The 18056-nt window shown below is 70.7% G+C and carries 16 protein-coding genes and 1 riboswitch; of the genes, 8 read left to right on the forward strand and 8 right to left on the reverse strand.

The annotated features are described in order from the left end of the window. Positions 1–29: 29 nt before the first annotated feature. Entirely contained in the window at positions 30–1313 is a 1284-nt protein-coding gene (locus tag ACTH43_RS06640) for a serine/threonine-protein kinase (protein WP_441444137.1), read from the forward strand. A gap of 15 nt (positions 1314–1328) precedes the next feature. On the opposite strand, the gene ACTH43_RS06645 is transcribed toward ACTH43_RS06640, so the two are convergent. Continuing rightward, positions 1329–2009 (reverse strand): response regulator, encoded by a 681-nt coding sequence (locus ACTH43_RS06645; RefSeq protein WP_441444138.1) that lies wholly within the window; start codon positions 2007–2009, stop codon positions 1329–1331. Positions 2010–2047: 38 nt separating this feature from the next. Between ACTH43_RS06645 and ACTH43_RS06650 the strand changes: the two genes are divergently transcribed. From ACTH43_RS06650 to ACTH43_RS06675, 6 genes are all read left to right on the forward strand, one after another. Beyond that, on the forward strand, positions 2048–3886 hold the full coding sequence (locus ACTH43_RS06650; protein WP_441444139.1) for a sensor histidine kinase: 1839 nt from the start codon (positions 2048–2050) through the stop codon (positions 3884–3886). Between the two features lie 62 nt (positions 3887–3948). Beyond that, positions 3949–5082 (forward strand): fatty acid desaturase family protein, encoded by a 1134-nt coding sequence (locus tag ACTH43_RS06655; protein WP_441444140.1) that lies wholly within the window; start codon positions 3949–3951, stop codon positions 5080–5082. 139 nt (positions 5083–5221) lie between these two features. Further along, entirely contained in the window at positions 5222–5875 is a 654-nt protein-coding gene (locus tag ACTH43_RS06660; protein WP_441444141.1) for a DUF402 domain-containing protein, read from the forward strand. 70 nt (positions 5876–5945) lie between these two features. Further along, positions 5946–8495: an aminopeptidase N gene (gene pepN / locus ACTH43_RS06665; RefSeq protein WP_441444142.1), complete on the forward strand. Its 2550-nt coding sequence runs from the start codon at positions 5946–5948 to the stop codon at positions 8493–8495. Positions 8496–8658: 163 nt separating this feature from the next. Next, positions 8659–9609: a mechanosensitive ion channel family protein gene (locus ACTH43_RS06670; RefSeq protein ID WP_441444143.1), complete on the forward strand. Its 951-nt coding sequence runs from the start codon at positions 8659–8661 to the stop codon at positions 9607–9609. Between the two features lie 54 nt (positions 9610–9663). Continuing rightward, on the forward strand, positions 9664–10113 hold the full coding sequence (locus tag ACTH43_RS06675) for a globin (protein ID WP_441444144.1): 450 nt from the start codon (positions 9664–9666) through the stop codon (positions 10111–10113). A 7-nt stretch (positions 10114–10120) separates the two neighbouring features. Here ACTH43_RS06675 and ACTH43_RS06680 read toward each other — a convergent pair whose 3' ends face one another. After that, a complete protein-coding gene (locus ACTH43_RS06680) occupies positions 10121–10651 on the reverse strand; it encodes an acyl-CoA thioesterase (RefSeq protein ID WP_441444145.1) in 531 nt (176 codons plus the stop codon). Positions 10652–10691: 40 nt separating this feature from the next. Here ACTH43_RS06680 and ACTH43_RS06685 point away from each other — a divergent pair, with 40 nt between their 5' ends. Beyond that, on the forward strand, positions 10692–11621 hold the full coding sequence (locus tag ACTH43_RS06685; protein ID WP_441444146.1) for an acyl-CoA thioesterase: 930 nt from the start codon (positions 10692–10694) through the stop codon (positions 11619–11621). A gap of 120 nt (positions 11622–11741) precedes the next feature. Here ACTH43_RS06685 and ACTH43_RS06690 read toward each other — a convergent pair whose 3' ends face one another. The 6 genes from ACTH43_RS06690 to ACTH43_RS06715 all read right to left on the reverse strand — a co-directional run bounded on the left by ACTH43_RS06690 (position 11742) and on the right by ACTH43_RS06715 (position 18046). Continuing rightward, positions 11742–12083, reverse strand: a complete 342-nt coding sequence (locus ACTH43_RS06690; protein WP_441444147.1) for a TfoX/Sxy family protein — start codon at positions 12081–12083, stop codon at positions 11742–11744. A 63-nt stretch (positions 12084–12146) separates the two neighbouring features. Further along, entirely contained in the window at positions 12147–12788 is a 642-nt protein-coding gene (locus ACTH43_RS06695; RefSeq protein WP_441444148.1) for a thiamine phosphate synthase, read from the reverse strand. Continuing rightward, positions 12785–13561: a hydroxyethylthiazole kinase gene (thiM, locus tag ACTH43_RS06700; RefSeq protein ID WP_441444149.1), complete on the reverse strand. Its 777-nt coding sequence runs from the start codon at positions 13559–13561 to the stop codon at positions 12785–12787. The genes ACTH43_RS06695 and thiM overlap by 4 nt, the downstream gene beginning before the upstream one ends. Further along, positions 13558–14946 carry an MFS transporter gene (locus ACTH43_RS06705; protein WP_441444150.1) on the reverse strand — a complete coding sequence of 463 codons (1389 nt, stop codon included), beginning with the start codon at positions 14944–14946 and terminating at the stop codon, positions 13558–13560. Before ACTH43_RS06705 ends, thiM begins: the two co-directional genes overlap by 4 nt. Then, the gene (locus ACTH43_RS06710) at positions 14943–16577 is read right to left on the reverse strand and encodes a bifunctional hydroxymethylpyrimidine kinase/phosphomethylpyrimidine kinase (protein ID WP_441444151.1); all 1635 of its coding nucleotides are present in this window, start codon (positions 16575–16577) and stop codon (positions 14943–14945) included. Before ACTH43_RS06710 ends, ACTH43_RS06705 begins: the two co-directional genes overlap by 4 nt. Then, positions 16569–16662, reverse strand: a riboswitch (TPP riboswitch). It overlaps the preceding gene by 9 nt. Before the next feature lie 64 nt (positions 16663–16726). After that, complete coding sequence (locus ACTH43_RS06715) at positions 16727–18046, reverse strand: extracellular solute-binding protein (protein ID WP_441444152.1); 1320 nt, start codon at positions 18044–18046, stop codon at positions 16727–16729. Positions 18047–18056: the final 10 nt, after the last annotated feature.

Genomic DNA, 18056 nt, shown 5'->3' on the forward strand with positions numbered 1-18056 from the left:
AGGTGGCGTGCCCTAGCATGACGTCCATCATGTCCGATGTCATCGCTGGTCGTATCGAACTGCTCACTCCCCTCGCCCGGGGCGCCTCGGGCTCCCTGTGGCGCGCGATCGACCGTCGCTATGGAGCGGTCTGCGCGGCCAAGGTGATGCGTCAGCGCGACGGCGCCGATATGCTGCGCTTCGTGCGGGAGCAGACGGTCGGCTCCGCCCAGGGTCTGGGCAAGCACCCTCACCTCTTACCTCCTTACACCTGGGTCGCAGAGGACGACACGATCGTGCTGGTGATGCCGCTGGCGCACGGCGGCACGCTGGCCGGAGCCCTCGCGGAGCACGGCGCACTCTCGCCCTCCCTGGTCGCCCAGCTGCTGCGCCAGCTGCTGGACGCGCTGGCGACGATGCACGAGGCGAGCTGGGTCCATCGCGATGTCAAGCCCGCCAACCTGCTGCTGCAGCCGTCCGGCGACGGTGCCCCGCACCTGCTGCTGGCCGATTTCGGGATCGCCCTGCACGACACGGATGTGCGGCTGACGGAGACCGGCTTCACCCACGGCACCCCCGGTTTCATGGCACCGGAGGTCCTCGAGGGGATGGGCACCTCGGCCTCCCAGGACGTGTGGGCCGCCGCGGCCTGCGCCCTCGAGGCCCTCGCACCGTCGCGGCCGCGGGAGCGGCTGCTGCCTGCCGAGCTCCCTGAGCGCCTGCGCACAGTGCTCGCCACCAGTCTGGACCCGGCCTCGGGGCCGCTCGAGCAGCTGCTCCAGGAGATGCTCTCCTCCGACCCGCCGGCACGCCCGAGCGCAGCGCAGGCCCGGGACCGGATCCCGCCGCCGTCGTCCCCGGCGACCTCGTGGTCGCGCGCCGCGAACGGCGCCCTCTTCGTGGTCACCGACCAGGTCGAGACGTCGGACTCTCTGCAGGAAGTACCTCTCGACGGGCCCGGCACCCTGGCCGGACTCGCGCCGGGCCTCCACGAGCGCCTGACGGCCCTGTCCCGGTCCGCGAGCTCGCCACCAGTGGCGTCCTCTGCGGGCGCTCCTCCAGCGCCACCCGTGCAGCCACAGCAGCCACAGCAGCCTTCTGGCTCCTCGGGGAGTACGACGGGCTCGTCGGGAAACACCACGGAGCGCTTCGTGCACGATCCGACCAGGCGGAATCCTGCGATGCAGCAACCGCTGGGGCAGCCCGCGGTACCTGCGCCACCGGTTCCGTCTCCGCGTCGCGGCCGGGTGACGTGGACCGGCGTGCTGCTGCTGGTGATCTCGGTGCTGTGCCTCGTCGGCGCCGGGGTCCTGCTGTGGTCGGCGCTGGGCTGAGCCCGTCCTGGTCGGTCAGTCGCCGGGACGGACCAGTCCGGATTCGTAGGCGGCGACGACCAGCTGCGTGCGATCGCGCAGCATGAGCTTGCCCAGCACCCGGGAGACGTGCGTCTTGACGGTCTGCTCCGCCATCACCAGCTCCGCGGCGATCTCGCGGTTCGCCATCCCGCGGGCGACCAGCCGGAGCACGTCCAGCTCCCGCTCGGTGAGCACCGACAGGCTCGCATCAGCGCCATCGGGCCGCTCGGGACGAGCCACGAAATCCGCGATCAACGCACGGGTCACCCGCGGGGCGAGCAGCGACTCGCCCGCGGCGACCACGCGCACGGCGTGGACCAGCTCCTGGGGTGTGGAATCCTTGAGCAGGAATCCACTGGCTCCGGCCCGCAGCGCCGCGAAGACGTACTCATCCGCATCGAAAGTGGTCAGCATGATGATCTTCGGCGGTGTCCCCGGCATCCCGAGCACCTCACGGGTCGCCTCGAGCCCCCCGACGTGCGGCATCCGGATGTCCATCAGCACCACATCCGGACGGGTGCGCGCGACCACGTCCGTGATCCCGGCACCATCGTCCGCGGTGCCGACCACCTCGATCCCGTCCTGGGCGTTCAGCAGAGCCTCGAAGCCGCCGCGGATCATCGACTGGTCATCGACGACCAGCACCCGGAGGGTGTCGTGCGCAGCGGGTTCCATGAGCACACCGTATCCCCGTTCGATGAGAGGTCCCCGCCATGTTCCTGGTCCCTGACCGGCGCAGCCTGCGCCAGCTGGGCCCCGATCTGGCGCTGCTCTTCTCCGGGCTGGGGCTGACTCTGCTCTCCGTGCTGGTGCTGGTCCCGCTCACCGCGGTCTCCGCCATTCTGGCGGTCCTCTGGATCGGCGTCCTGCTGCTGCCCTTGACGCTGACCCTGGCATCCGGTTTCGCCCGCTGGGACCGGGCTCGGCTCCTCCGCTGGGGACTCGAGGTCTCCACCCCGCGATACCGACCGGCGGGACCCGGCGCCGCCGGTCCGCTGCGCCGCGTCACCGATCCGCGCCGGTGGCTCGACCTCGGATTCGAGGGGCTGATCGCCCTGCCGGTGCGCGCACTCACCGGGACGCTCGCCCTGCTCTGGATCCTCGGATCGCTCAGCGGGCTCACGCACTGGGCATGGGGACGGCTGCTGCCTCCGGATACCCGAGAGGTGCCGGGACAGTGGGCGCTGGCCGCGGTCACCGGTCTGATCCTGGCGCTGACCCTCCCTGCCGGCGTGCATCTGCTGGCCCGCCTCGACGCGGTAGTCACCGCATCCCTGCTCGGTGGTGCAGCCCCCGGCGCCCGCCTCCCCGGGGGCGTCCCTGCTGGGGCGGCCAGGATCTCCCCGCTCGCCGCCTCCGACCACCGCCTGCGCGAGAACGCGTGGAGCCGGATGACGATCGCCTACCTCGCCTTCGTGCTGGTGGTCGTCGGATGGCCGGTCACCACCGTGGTCTACGAGGTGCATCCTGCGGCGGCGATGGTGGTCTCCGCAGCCGCCGGCGCCGCAGCCCTGCTGGGAGCGCGCTGGCCCTGGGCTGGCCTCGCGCTCTCTGCTGTTGCCGCGCTCGCGGTGCTGCTGGTGACCGCGCCCGGTCACGGGACAGCGCCCTGGCCATGGCCGGTGACCGCGCTGCTGGCCCATTGCCTCACCCTGGCCGTCCTCGCGATCTTCCATCGCTGGTACTGGGCACTGTCGGCGTGGTCCGCAGGAGCGATCCTGACCCTGCTGGTGCTGCTGGTGACCGACCCGGCGAAGCTGCCGGAAGGGACCCTGCGCGCGGTGACGACCAACGGGGTGGTGCTGGTGGCCATCAGCGGCGGCGTGGTCCTGCTGGGGCTGACCGCCCGGCAGTGGATCCTGGCTCGAGGGCAGGCCGAGCAGGCGCAGAGCGTGAGCGTGGAGGAGATGCGTCGCCGCCGGGAGCTCGAGGAACGGGGCCGGATCGCTCGCGAGCTGCACGACGTGGTCGCGCATTCGATGTCCGTGATCACGGTGCAGGCGGGGACCGCGAAGTACCGCTTGCAGCATCTCGATGCCGAGACCGTCAGCGAGTTCGAGGACATCGCCGGGTCGGCCCGCCAGGCGCTGGGCGAGATGCGTTCGCTGCTGACGATCCTGCGCACCGACGAGTCGATCGCGGAAGTCTCGATGCCGGGCCTCTCCCAGATCGAGGAGCTGGTCGAATCCAGCCGCAGCGCGGGCGCGCAGATCAGTGCCGAGCTCGACGACGTCGAAGTCCTGCCGACGACCGGCCTCACCGCCTACCGGGTGGTGCAGGAGGGCCTGAGCAATGCCCTGCGGCATGCCCGCGGCGCGGCGATAGAGGTCCGGATCCTCCGTCTCGGCGGCGTTCTGGAGATCAGCGTCCGCAACCAGGCTCCCCCGCCGTCGGCTGTCCTGCACGACCCGCTCCCCGGGGCCGGGATGGGGCTGGTAGGCACCCGGGAGCGCGTCGGCGCCCTCGGCGGGACCGTCGAGAGCGGGCCCACGCCGGCCGGTGGTTTCCTGCTGCGAGCACGGATCCCGCTGGCCGACCCCCTACCCGGGTAGGGGGTGGAAGTTCGCTCCGACGAGGGACGCGCCGCACCGCCGCGCCTCGTAACGTCGTGACCATGACCACCACTGTCGAGCCCAGCACCGCTCCCAGCACCGCTCAGTACCGTGCTGCGGACCACACCCGCGACTACTTCGAGCTCTCCGAGCGCGTCAAGGCCGCAGGACTGATGGGCCGGAACGTGCGCTCCTACATGGTCCGCACCGCGATCCTCGCCGCAGTGTTCGCCGGCGCCTTCACCCTGCTGCTGACCCTCGGGAACACCTGGTGGCAGCTGGCCGTCGCCGTCCTGTTCGGGGTCCTGTTCACCCAGGCCGCGTTCCTGGGCCACGACGCCGCGCACCAGCAGGTGTTCGCCAACGGCCGCCGCAACGAATGGTTCTCCCGGATCATCGGGAACCTCGTGGTGGGGCTCAGCATCGCCTGGTGGAATCGCAAGCACAACAAGCACCACGCCCACCCCAACACCATCGGCCGCGACGGCGACATCGCCCCCGGCTGGCTGGTGTTCGTGCCCGGCGACGCGCAGGAGCGCACCGGGTTCATGGGCTGGCTCCTCCGCCGCCAGGGCTACGCCTTCATCCCGCTGCTGAGCCTGTTCGCCTTCGTGCTCCACTACGAGGCGATCTCCTCGCTGCTGCGTCAGAAGAAGGTCAAGCACCGTGCGTTCGAGCTGACCCTGGTCCTCATCCGGATCATCGGCTTCCCCGTGATCGTCCTGGTGACCCTCGGGCCGGTCCTCGGTGCCGCGTTCCTCGCCGTGCAGCTGGCCGTCTTCGGCATCACCATGGGTGGCTCCTTCGCCCCGAACCACAAGGGCATGGCCCTGATCCCGCAGGGCATGGAGGTCGACTTCCTGCGCCGCCAGGTGCTCACCAGCCGCAACATCACCGGCGGTCGCCTGATGAACATCGCGATGGGTGGGCTGGACCTGCAGATCGAGCACCACCTCTTCCCGCGGATGCCCTCGGCGAACCTGCGCAAGGTGCGGCCGATCGTCCGGGAGTTCTGCGCCGAGCGCGGCATCATCTACACCGAGACGAACCTGATCGCCTCCTACCGAGTCATCATCGGCTACCTCAACAAGGTGGGCCTGGGCTACGCGGACCCGTTCGACTGCCCCCTCGCCTCACAGCTGCGCGGCGCGCCCCTGCCCTCCTCGCAGCTGCGGAGCGCACCCCTGGCCTCCTGACGGCGCGCCGCACCTCCCGCGGAGAGGGAGGCGGTATGGTCGCTCCATACGCCTACCCCTTCACGGGCAGTGCAGCCCCGGCTCGGTGGCCGGTCGGTACGGGGCGTCCGTGGAGGCCGATCCGGCCGGGATCACCACCATGTCTTCCACCCCGCGCTGGTCGCCCGGCGACCAGGTGACCTGGACCTACTACACCCCACAGCACCCCACCCGCACCGTCCGCCCCGGCACAGTCGTGCTGGACGATGACCGCGGTGTTGTGGTCTGGATCGCGCCCGGCACCGAGGTGCTGCTGCCCGTGCTGGAATCCGGTGCAGCGTTGCGCCGTGCCGGGGACGAGGGCATGTTCACCGCGCCCCGCATCCAGTCCAAGCAGCTGTGGACCGGCAACGGCATCCTGATGATCGGGCTGCCGGACTCCCCCTACTCGATCTGGCTGTTCTACAAGGACGACGGCTCGCTGGGCTGCTACTACGTGAACCTCGAGACGCCCTACGAGCGCACCGCGGAGGGCATCTGCACCCGGGACCTGGTGCTGGACCTGGTGGTGCTGCCTCGCCGGGACTGGCACTACAAGGACGAGGACGAGCTCGAAGGCGCGGAGCGCACCGGGTACTTCTCCGCCGAGGAGATCGCCTCGATCCGCGCCGCGGGCCACCGGGCCGAACAGCACATCGCCGACTGGACCTACCCCTTCTCGGCGGGCTATGAGTACTTCTTCCCGGATCCGAAGTGGCCGTTGCCCACGCTGCCCGCCCACTACACCTGGGATCTGGACCTGACGCAGCGCTGAGCAGGATTGCTTCAGCACAGGGAGCCGCTTCAGTTCCGAGGCATGCAGGGTCGGTGGCAGGATGGAGCCCATGTCATCCGAGAACCTCACTCGCGACGAGGCCCGCAGCCGTGCCTCGTTCCTCAGCACCGATTCCTACGAGATCCGTCTTGATCTGACCACCGACGAGCGGACATTCCTCACCGAGACGACGATCCGCTTCTCGTCCACCTCCGCCCAAGACACCTTCGTCGACCTCATCGCAGCATCCGTCGAGGAGATCGAGCTCAACGGTGAGCTGCTGTCCGATCCCGCCTCGCACTTCGACGGAGCGAGGGTGCGCCTGCCCGCGCTCCGCGAGGGCGCGAACACCGTGCGGATCCTGGCGACCGGTCGTTACATGAACACCGGTGAGGGCCTGCACCGCTTCGTGGACCCGGTGGACGACGAGGTCTACCTGTACTCGCAGTTCGAGGTCTCCGATGCGCGCCGCATGTTCGCCTGCTTCGAGCAGCCCGATCTCAAGGCCACCTACCAGCTCACGGTCACCGCCCCGGCGCACTGGCGGGTCATCTCCGTCTCCCCCACCCCCGCCTCGACCCCCGCCGGGGAGGGCATCGCCACCTGGGCCTTCGAGCCCACCGAGCGCATCTCCACCTATCTCTTCGCCCTGATCGCCGGGAACTACCAGGGCGGCACCGGGGAGATCACCACCCGCGACGGCCGGACCATCCCGATGGGCGTCTTCGCCCGCGCCTCGCTCGCCGAGCATGTCGACGCCCAGAACGTCATCGACGTGACCAAGGCCGGCATCGACTTCTACGAGGAGGCGTTCGACCAGGACTTCCCGTTCCGCAAGTACGACCAGATCTTCGTGCCGGAGTACAACATGGGGGCGATGGAGAACCCCGGCGCCATCACCTACGTCGAGGCGTACGTCTTCCGCTCCGAGGTTTCCGACGCGGTGCGCGAGCGACGCGACCTCACGATCCTCCACGAGCTGGCTCACATGTGGTTCGGCGATCTGGTCACCATGCGCTGGTGGGACGATCTGTGGCTGAACGAGTCGTTCGCCGAGTACGCCTCCACGCTCGCGAGCGCCGAGGCCACCCGCTGGACCGGCTCCTGGACCACCTTCGCGTTGTCGGAGAAGGGCTGGGCTTACCAGCAGGACCAGCTGCCCTCCACCCATCCGGTGGTGGCCGACATGGTCGACTTCGAAGCCGTCGAGACGAACTTCGACGGGATCACCTACGCCAAGGGCGCCTCGGTGCTGCGCCAGCTGGTCGCCTACGTGGGCCGGGAGGAGTTCTTCGCCGGGGTCCGCGCCTACTTCGCCAAGCACGCCTGGGGGAACACCGAGCTGACGGATCTGCTGGTCGAGCTCGAGGCCACCAGCGGCCGTGACCTCAGCAGCTGGGCCGAGCTGTGGCTCCAGCGCGCCGGGGTGAACACGCTGCGCCCGGTGATCGAACGTGACGCCACCGGTGCCGTGACCCGCTTCGCAATCTCCCAGACCGCTCCGGCGGAGCACCAGACCCTGCGCCCGCACCGCCTGCAGGTGGGCGGCTTCTCGCTCCAGGACGGGGCGCTGGTGCGCACCGAGTCCGTCGAGCTGGACGTGGACGGGGAGCTCACCGAGGTGCCCGCGCTGACCGGGAAGCGCGCCGACCTGTGGCTGCTCAACGATGGTGACCTCACCTATTCGAAGGTGCGCCTCGACGAGAAGTCCCTCGCCGTCGCGATGGAGCACCTGCGCGATCTGGACGACTCCCTGGCACGGACCCTGCTGTGGTCCGCCGCCTGGGACATGGTCCGCGACGGCGAGCTGCCCAGCCGCCGCTACCAGCAGCTGGTCCTCGCGAACCTCACCGGGGAGGACTCCTCCTCGGTGGTGCGCACCCTGCTGCAGCAGCTGGAGACCGTCGCGGGCCCCTATGCCGCCGTCGACCAGCGGGCCCAGCGCACCGAGGCCGCCGCGAGCGCCGTCTGGGAGCTCGCGGTCGCGGCTGAGGCAGGCTCCGATGCCCAGCTGCAGTTCGTCGAGAGCTTCGCGCATCTGGCCCGCACCGAGGAGCACCGCCACACCCTCGAGGGGCTGCTCGGCGGGACGGTCACCCTGCCGGGCCGAGAGATCGACACCGATCTGCGCTGGAAGCTCGTGATCGCCCTCGCGGTGCTGGGCGGGATCGACGTCGCCGGCATCGACGAGCAGCTCGCCGCCGACGACACCCAGTCCGGCCGGAAGCATGCGCTCACCGCGAAGGCGGCGCTGCCCACCGAGGTCTCCAAGGCCAAGGCCTGGCGCCGCACGGTGGAGAAGGACACCCTGGCCAACGAGTCGGTCACCGCGGTGATCCAGGGATTCCGCCGAGTGGTCGACGAGTCGCTGCTGGCCCCCTACCGACAGCGCTACTTCTCGATGATCGACCAGGTGTGGAAGGAGCGCTCGAACGAGATCGCCACCCGCCTCGTGGGCGGCTACTTCCCGCACAGCTATGGCGGTCAGGCCGTGCTCGATGCCGCCGATCAGTGGCTCGCCGATGCCGAGGAAGCCCCCTTCGGGCTGCGCCGCATCATCATCGAGGGCCGCGACACCGTCGCCCGCCAGGAGCGCGTCCGCGCGGCGGACATCGGCTGAGCGACGCGCTGTGAGCCCGCGAACGGCAGGAGCACAGCACAAAAGACGCCGCTGAGCGACGCGCTGTGAGCCCGCGAACGGGGCCGGGGCGAGGCGGGTCGGTGACCCACCTCGCCCTGGACTCCTCCAGACTTCTGGCGGCCCGGGCGATATCGTCGAAAGTATGTTGGACGACCCCCTGGATCTCGAACCGCTGCTGACCTCACCCACCACCGATGAGGCGCTGAGCCTGATGGATCAGCTGCTGCGCTGGCTGGCCACCAGCGGCGTCAAGATCGTCGTCATCCTGCTGGCCGCCACGATCGCGAGTCTCCTGGCCGGTTGGCTGCTGCGCCGGTTCTTCCGCACCATGGTCCAGTCCGGATCGAAGCTCTCCACCGTGGCCGGGACCGTGATCAAACGGGATCCACGCTCGCAGAAGGCGGCCCAGGCCCGTCGCGAACAGCGTGCGCACACCCTGTCTAACGTGGCCCGCAACATCGCGCACGTGATGATCTGGGCCGTGGCCTCGGTGATGATCCTCTCCGAGATCGGGGTGAACATCGCCCCGGTCATCGCGAGTCTCGGGGTGGTGGGCTTGGCGGCCGGCATCGGTGCCCAGACCATCATCAAGGACGTGGTCGCGGGCGTGGTGATGCTCTTCGAGGACATCGTCGCCGTCGGCGACTGGGTGGACATCGAGTACGCCGAGGGCACCGTCGAGTCGATCAACCTGCGCGCCACCCAGGTGCGCGGCATCGACGGGGTGCTGTGGACGGTGCGCAACGGCGAGATCATCCGGGTCGGCAACTACGCACGCGGCTTCTCGAATGCCGTGGTGGTGCTCGACATCGACGCTGCGGCGGATGACGACCAGGTGACCACCGTGCTCGAGTCGGTCACCGCCGAGCTGGCCGCGGATCCCGAATTCGAGGACCAGATCCTCGCCGCCGCGAGCATCACCGGCATGCTCGCCGTGGATGCGAACCGCTACCAGCGCCGTGTCGTGATGCAGACCCCTCCCGGTCAGCAGTGGGGCGTGGAGCGAGAGCTGCGCGCCCGGATCCGAGACGGCTTCGCCGCCGCGGACATCGCCTTCGCCATGCCCCGTTTCGTCGAGACCGTCCAGAAGTGACAGCCCGCAGATGACTCCCACCTTCGTGACCCCCAAGACCGGAGAGCGCCAGCTATGACCACCCCGTCCCCCCAGCCCGAGCAGATCAGCTTCTACGAAGCCGTCGGCGGCCATGAGACCTTCGTACGGCTCGTGGACCGCTTCTACGAGGGTGTCGCCGAGGATCCCGAACTGCGTCCGATGTATCCGGAGGAGGACCTCACCGGGGCGCGCCACCGGCTGTGCACCTTCCTCGAGCAGTACTGGGGCGGTCCGAAGACCTACGGCGAGGAGCGCGGCCATCCGCGGCTGCGGATGCGGCACGCCGTCTTCCCGGTCTCCCCCTCGGCCCGCGATGCGTGGCTGCGACATATGCGCGCCGCCCTCGACACCCTGGACCTCGCACCCCTGCACGAGCAGACGCTGTGGGACTACCTGGATCGGGCCGCGCATTCACTGCTCAACACGGTCGACGGCGGCGAGGCACCGGCGGCCGGGCAGACCGTCCCCGATCAGCTGAGCTGAGCTGGGCTCAGTCGCGGAAGCGCAGCGGTTCGCCGGAGAACTGCTGGAGCTGGTCGCGGGTCTCCTGCTCCAGGCGGACGGGCGCGCCGGACTCGGCGTCGACCAGCACCACCACGGTGCGTGCCCGGGCGTAGGGAGTCCTTGCGTCGGGATCGTCGCGGGTGAGCACGAGGTAGTCGACGCTGAGGCTGGCTCCACCGATCCGGGAGAGCCACAGCCGCACCACCACGCCGTCGCGGCGATGGCCGAGCGGCCGCGCGTATTCGATCCGCTGCGAGGCGATGACCGTGCTGACCGCCGCCCCGGCCCCGCCGACCGGAAGCGCTGCCGGCGGCTGCGGCGCACCGAGCTCGACCTGTTCGGCTGGCGGCTGCCAGAAGGCGGCGATGCGCGCCTCCTCGAGCAGGCGCACCACCGCGGCGTTGTTCACGTGGCCGTAGGCATCGAGGTCCGTCCAGCGGACCGCGACCGGGATATCCAGGGGCTGCGGCTCTCCCGGCGTGAGATCGGGTGCATCGGCGAGGGAATGAGGTGCCATGGTTCTCATCGTAGGCGTCATCGCCAGTACGATCGGCCGCATGACCTCTGCGCACACCGACCCCTCGAAGATCGCCGCCGGTCTCGTGGATCTGCTGGATCTGCGCGAGAGCGCCCCCTTCGGCGAGTTCTCGACGACGGCTACCGTCGCCGCATATCAGGGTGATTCCTCCCCTCATCCCGGCGGGCACGTCTTCGGCGGGCAGGTGATGGGCCAGGCCGTCACGGCGGTGGGCCGCACGGTCTCCCCCGATCGCCGCATCCACTCGATGTACTCCTACTTCCTCGCCCCGGGCGATCCCTCGCATCCGATCCGCTTCCAGGTCGATGCGCTGCGCGATGGCGGCTCGTTCTCCGTGCGCCGGGTGCTGGCCACCCAGCCCGGCAAGGAGGCTGATGAGGAGGAGCGCACGATCCTCGCGATGACGGCGTCGTTCCAGGAGGACCAGGACGGGCTCGAGCATCAGGAGCGCGCCCCCGAGGCGCCGGATCCCGAGGGGCTGCCGACCACCGCCGAGGTGCTCGACGGGATCGATCATCCGGTGGCGCGCTTCTGGGCCACCCAGCGCCCGATCGACATCCGTCACGTCACCGATCCGATCTATCTGCGCCCGGATGCGGCAGGTGCGGAGTCGCAGATGGTGTGGATGCGCATGCTCGCCCCGATCGAGGCGGAACCGCTCACGCATGATGCGATCCTCGCCTTCGCGAGCGACTACACGCCCTTCGAGCCGATCCTGCGCCGTCAGGGGCTGAGCTGGATGACGCCCGGCCTGAAGATGGCGACGATCAACCACGCCATCTGGTGGCACAAGCACGTCGACACCAACGACTGGCTGCTCTACGTCCAGCGCTCCCCCTCCGCGAGCGGCGGGCGCGGCCTGACCCACGGCCAGCTCTTCGACCGCAGCGGTGACCTGGTCGCGACCGTCACCCAGGAGGGCATGATCCGGGCCAAGCAGGCCCGCTGACCAGCGGGTGCTTGCTGGCAGGCGCTGACCGGCGGGCGCTGAACGGCGGGTGCTGTCCGGCGGGCGCTGAGGAGCAGCGCCAGCAGCACCCGGATCCAGCGGCCGGGAGCGTTCCACCGCTCAGCGGTCGTGGAACTCGAGTGCGTCCTGGAGCCACCGGCCGAGGGCCATGTCCTCGGCCAGGGCGCGGGGCTCGACGTCGATCCAGCCCTCCCCCATCGACCGTTGCGTCCCCATCACCGCCTGCCGGGCACCATCCTGCGTCAGCAGCTCGGTGTGGCGCGTGGGCTCGACCCTGACCAGCAGCGAGCCGTCACCTCCGACGGAGACCAGCATCGCGTCCTCGAGCATGACGGCTCTGCCGCCGAACATCGAGACTTCTCGGACAGCTCGCCCGGGCGGGAGCAGGCTGCGGATCCGATTCAGGAGCGCCTCCTGAGAGGGGTGGGCGACAGTGGCCATGGGATCCCTCCCTCGATGCACGCGGATGGTCGGTCTTGAGTCTTCCTCACCGGAGCCGGTCTGTCACGGCCCGGCCGCGGTGACGACGTCCCGAGCGGCGCGCTCCGGATCGTCGGCGTCCATCAGGCCCCGCACCAGCGCGATCCCGGCGATCCCTGTCCGTGCGAGCGCCGGGACGTCCTCGACGGTGATGCCGCCGATCGCGACGATGGGGAGCCTGGTCGCCGCCACGAGGCTCCGGTAGCCGGCCAGGCCGAGGGGAGCACGACCGGAGTCCTTCGTCGGTGTGGGCCGGAACGGTCCGGCGCCGACGTAGTCCAGCAGCTCATGGAGTTCCTCCGCCCGGCGGACCGTCTCCAGCGTCCCCGTGGTCAGGCCGATGATCGCCTCCGGGCCCAGCATCGCGCGTGCCGCGGCGACTGGGAGATCGTCCTGCCCCAGATGCACGCCGTGCACCGCGGCGCCCCTGCGGCGTGCGGCGAAGGCGACGTCGGCGCGGTCATCGACCAGCACCTGGGCGGCGGGCCGCGCCTCGTGCACGGCGGCGGCGACGGCGCAGGTCAGCTCCAGCAGCTCGGTGGTCGTGGCGTCCTTGGCCCGGACCTGGATCACCCCGGCACCGCCCGCGGCGGCAGCCGCCGCGGCCTCGACCGTGCGCCGGCCAGTCCCCGAGGTCACCAGATAGCAGCGCAGATCCAGGGTCATCGTCCCACCTCGTCCAGTGCGTCCAGCAGATGCATGCGGAAGGAGCCCGGCCGGGTGGAGCAGCGCTCGGCCGTCTCTCCTGCGAGGGCCATCCAGGTCGTCGCGGCGAGCGCGGCCGTGAAGGCGTCGGGTTCGACGGCCCGGCAGGTCGCGGTCAGCGCGGCGAGCAGGCACCCGGTGCCGGTGACCCGTGTCAGCAGCTCGCTCCCCCTCGCCAGGCGGGTCCGCCGGTCGCCGCAGAGCACGAGATCGGCGGGGCCCGAGACCGCGACGGCGCCGCCGGTGTGCGCTGCGATCTGCATAGCGGCGTCCTCGGCGCTCCCGGGATCCGTCTGGGAGTCCGCGCCGCGCCCGCCACGCCCGGTTCCGGCCAGGGCGAGCACCTCGGAAGCGTTCCCTCGCACCACGGAGGGGTGGGAGTCGAGCAGGGTGCGCGCGAGCGCGGTCCGCACCGGGGCGATCCCGATCGCGGTCGGGTCCAGCACCCAGGGGCGGGCATCCCGCACGGCGGCGGCGACGGTCGCCGGGATGCCGTCCATCGCGTCGGTGCTGAGGGTGCCCAGGTTGATCACGAGCGCATCGGCCAGCGTCGTGAGGGTGGGGGCCTCTTGGAGGGTCTCGGTCATCATGGGGCGTGCGCCGGCGGCGAGCAGCCCGTCGGCGACGATCCCCATGGAGACCGTCGCGGTGAGGCAGTGCACCAGCGGCTGGCGCCGGCGGACGGCAGCGAGCACGTGCGCCACCGGGGCGAGGTCCGGGTCCGTCGGGCTCATCGTGCGCCTTCCGTCGTCTGCACCGGCCCGTGCTCGCGGACCCCGTCGGCAACGGTATCGATGTCAGCGTCGGTGTCCCGTGGGGAGAGTCGGGGCCCGAGCGCGGCACCGAGCACGAGGAGCCCGCCGCCCAGACTGATCAGCGCCATCACCGACCCGTGACGCCCGAGCAGCGCCTCGAGCCACGGCAGGTAGAAGGGGTAGAGCGCGGGAAGGACGAGGGAGAGGCTGTAGCCCATGCCGTAGCCGGTGGAGCGCACCTCGGTCGGGAACCGCTCGGAGAGGTACGCCGAGACCGGGCCGTAGGCAGAGACGGTGATGACCTGCAGCACGGCCGCGAGCACTGCCGCTCGGCCGAAGGACTGCGAGGTGACTGCGAGCCACCACACGAGCGGGCCGGCCACCGCAGCGACCAGTCCCCAGGCCATGAACAGGGTGCGTCGACCGGTTCGGGTCGACAGGTGACCGGCGAGCGCCATCACGACCGCTTGGGCGATGGAGGCGATCCCGATCGCCATCGAGACGCCGGTCGCGGGCAGTCCGGTGTCGGTCCCCAGTCGGCCGGTCAGCAGCAGCACCGTGGTGTTGGTGAGCAGCCAGAGCCCCGTCATGAGGAGGAAGACCTGCCAGAACGACGAGGCCCAGCGGCCGGTGAGCAGATCCCGCAGGCCCGCTCGTGGGCGCACCGACGTGGTCCGGGCCCGTCGGTGGAAGACCGGGGCGTCGGTGACCTGGCGGCTGTAGTAGATCAGCATGCCGATCGAGGCCAGTGCTCCGAGCACGAAGAGCAGCCTCCACCCCCACGCCGCGTAGGCATCGGGGCCCAGCATCATCAGCAGCATCGCCACCGAGAAGGCGATGCTCGCCTGCGCCCACGGCGCCATCGAGAGGATCAATCCGCTCATGAGGCCGCGCCGTCGGGGCCGGGACCATTCCATGGCGAGCGGGATGGCAGCCGAGTACTCCCCCGCCACGAAGATTCCGCCGAGGAACCTCAGCGCGAGGATGAGGGCGATCGTCCCCGCACCGAGGATCTCGTGGGTGGGCGTCATGGCGATCGCCAGCGCACAGGCGGCGGTTCCGGCGATCGCGACCCGGGTGGTGCGGGTGCGCCCGAGACGATCCGAGATGCGCCCGAACACGATCCCGCCGACGGGCCGCCCGAACAGCATCGCGACGACGATCAGGGACCCCGTCGAAGCTGCTGCCGCGGGCCCGGCGAGCACGACCATCGCCGGGGCCAGCGCGGTCAGCGGCAGGAAGACGTGGATGTTGTCCACCCAGTTGCCCACGACGCCGGCGCGCAGGGCGGCCCGGCCGGCCGGGGGGAGGCGCTCATCGGTGGTCGCGATCGGGGTCCCCGGCAGCATATGGGTCCCGCTCACAGCGCCCCCTCCAGGATCGTCTCGTGCTGGTCCGCTGGAACCGGTGCCGCCAGGCGCAGCGCCTGGTCGAAGAACTCCAGCTCATGCCGGCTGGCGAGGAGATAGGCACGGACCGCTGCGGAGCGGACCGCTGGGGAGGCTGTGGCGAGCTCCCGTTCGACCTGCTCCAGTGCTCCTTGCGTGGCGATGACGAAGCCCGGGTCACGGTAGGTGTCGAGCCAGTCCGCATAGGGGTGATCGCTCGGGACGGAGGGCAGTGTGGCCCCCGTCTGCGCGTACAGCCAGTAGCAGGGCAGCACGGCGGCGGTTCCCACAGCACGCTCCTCCCCGAGGGTGGTGGCCAGCAGGAAGTCGGTGTAGGCGCTGGTCACCGGGGAGACCCCGATCTCCTCCTGCTCACCGAGCCGGCCACGGTGCAGCGCGGACTCGACGGTGAGGCAGCTGCTCGCACCGCGGGCCCAGAACACCTGGGCCACGACATCGGTCGAAGCGGCCGAGAGCGCCGCGAGCGCGCGGGAGTAGCGACGCAGGTACAGCGAGTCCTGGGCGAGGTAGAACGCGAAAGCGTTCGGGGGCAGACTGCCGTCGACCAGCTGACGGACGAGGTCGGACTCCGCGATGTTGCGAGCGATGGGCTCCCCCGCAGCCCACAGCGCCTGCGTCCATGGCCCGGCCGGGGCGACGGCAGGCTCGATCCGCGCCGCTGCCGGGAGCGCGGCACCGAGCGCCGAAAGGATCTGGTCCGGGGAGTCGAGGATGGGTGGGACAGCTCCCGGACCGAGCCAGGGGGTGGATTCCCCGGCGGCCTGCAGACGGCGGGCGCGGTGGGAGTGGTCCACCGGACCGTGGCCGCTCCCGACCCGCAGCGCCTCCCCGTGGGAGATGGCCTCATGCAGCCACTGGGTGGACCAGGCGAGCGCCTCCTGCGGCGACTCCCCGCTGCCCAATCGGGTGGCGAGCGCCGAAGCGAGGGAGCATCCGGTGCCGTGGGTGCTGGTCGAGCTCACCCGCGTCGAGGGGACCGGGAGGCAGATGCCGTCGGGGCCCACCCAGGTGTTCGTCACCGTCGCGGAGTCCAGATGTCCGGTCTTCACCACGACGGCGACACCTGTCCGTGCGGCCCATCCTCGGGCCTGCTCGAGGGCGGCCCGCTCATCACGGGCGCGCTCGCTCCCCGTCAGGCGTGCGAGCTCCTCGATGTTCGGGGTCACGACGGTGGCGCGCGAGCAGAAGGTGATCATGGCCTGCTCTGCGTCCGGCGCCAGGAGGCTGTCACCACTGGTCGCGACCATCACCGGATCGACGACGAGGATCTGCGGGGGATGCTCGTCGAGCCACTCGGAGACCGTCGCGATGAGCGCGGCAGTGCCGAGCATGCCGGTCTTGACCGCATCGATCACCACATCGTCGCTGACCGCGCGGAGCTGCCGGTCCAGGAACGGGGCCGGCGGGACGTGGATCTCCCGCACGCCGCGGGTGTTCTGGGCGACGAGCGCGGTGACCACGCTCATGCCGTAACCGCCTGCGGCGGTGATGGATTTGAGATCCGCGGCGGTGCCGGCTCCCCCGGAGGGGTCCGTGCCGGCGATCGAGAGCACACGGGGAATTCGGGCAGGGTACGACGGAGCCATGGAGGACATCCCTTCGCTAGTACGAACTAGATCAGGTTCCACGGGTGTGATCTCAGCGTCGTACGACGCACCCCGTGTCCGCGGCCGAGTATAGACCCAGCTCTCGCTTCAGATCTCCGTGCAGCCCTCGCCGCTCCGTCGAGCCCTGCTCAGCCCATCGCCTCCCGGGCGGCCTGCTGCGCCTCGGGGAGCGCCTCGGCGGCGGTGGCCTCGCCACGGAAGATCTTCGCGATGCCCTGCAGAGCGGTGCCGGTGGCGATCGCCGAACGATCCCCCGTCTCGGGGCGCGCCGCGGACTCGGGCGCCTCGATCACCGAGACGTCCACCCCGGCCTCCGCCCAGCTCTCCTCCCAGGCGCCGCGCAGATCGCGATGGGCCGGGATGCCCAGGCGGTTCTCCGCGAGCACGCGCTGGCCGTCCGCGCCACCGAGCCAGTTCAGCAGCTCGGCGATCGCTGCGGCCCGCTCATCCTTCTTCGCCTCGACGCCGACGGCGGCGATCGCGTGGACCAGCGGGCGGGGGCCCTGGGAGCCGGCGACGACGGGATGGATGCCCCAGTCGAAGCTGCCACCGATCTCCTCGGCCAGGGTGTGCAGATCGTAGGTGCCCGTCTGCAGCAGACCGAGCTTGCCCTGGAGGAAGAGGTTCCGACACAGCGTCGGGTCCGCGGTGGTCTCCGACCCCGCCGGGCCGAGGTGCGAAGAGGCGAGATCGGCGAGGTACTGGACCGCAGCGGTGCCCGCGTCGGAGGCGAAGGACATCGTCCCGTCCTCGTCCTGCCAGCTGCCGCCCTGAGCAGCGATGAACGGTCCCAGCACCGCAGTACGGTCGGGATGCGCACTGAAGCCGAACGTCGCCCGGGTGCCGGGGTCGAAGCCCTCGTCCCCGGGGTGGCGGCCCTCCCCGTCGACGGTGATCGCGCGGGAGAGGTCCCGCAGCGGGTCCGTCGGCGCGCCGGGGTCGAAGCTCAGCGCGGTCGCGTCACCCTTGGCCGCGGCGACCAGGCCCTCGTGCGCGACCAGGATGCTCTGCTCCCAGAGCTGGGGAACACCCCACAGCCCGTCCTCGAGCCGATAGAGGTCCGTCGCGACGCCCTCCCACCGGGAGGAGGTCTCGCCGACGATCTCGCCGATCTCGAGCAGCCGCCCGCTGGCATGAGCCTGGGCGAGGTTCGCGGTGTTCATCCACAGCACGTCGGGCAGGTTCTTCGCCGCCACGTCCAAGGGCAGCTGGGTCCAGTAGTCATCCCAGCCGAGCACCTCTACCTCGACCGCGATCCCGGTGCTGTCGGTGAACTCCGCGAGGGATTCCTCGTACGCCGCCGCTGCCGCCTCGCTCCACACCCGCATCCGCAGCGTGTCGCCGTCCTCGAGCTCGACGGACCGATCCGAGGAGCAGCCGCTGAGCGCCCCGGCCCCGGCCAGTCCCATCGCAGCGGTGGTGAGCAGGAGCTGGCGGCGGGTCGGCACGGGGTCGGGG

This window comes from Brachybacterium sp. (genome assembly GCF_052095815.1).
Taxonomy (GTDB): Bacteria; Actinomycetota; Actinomycetes; order Actinomycetales; family Dermabacteraceae; genus Brachybacterium.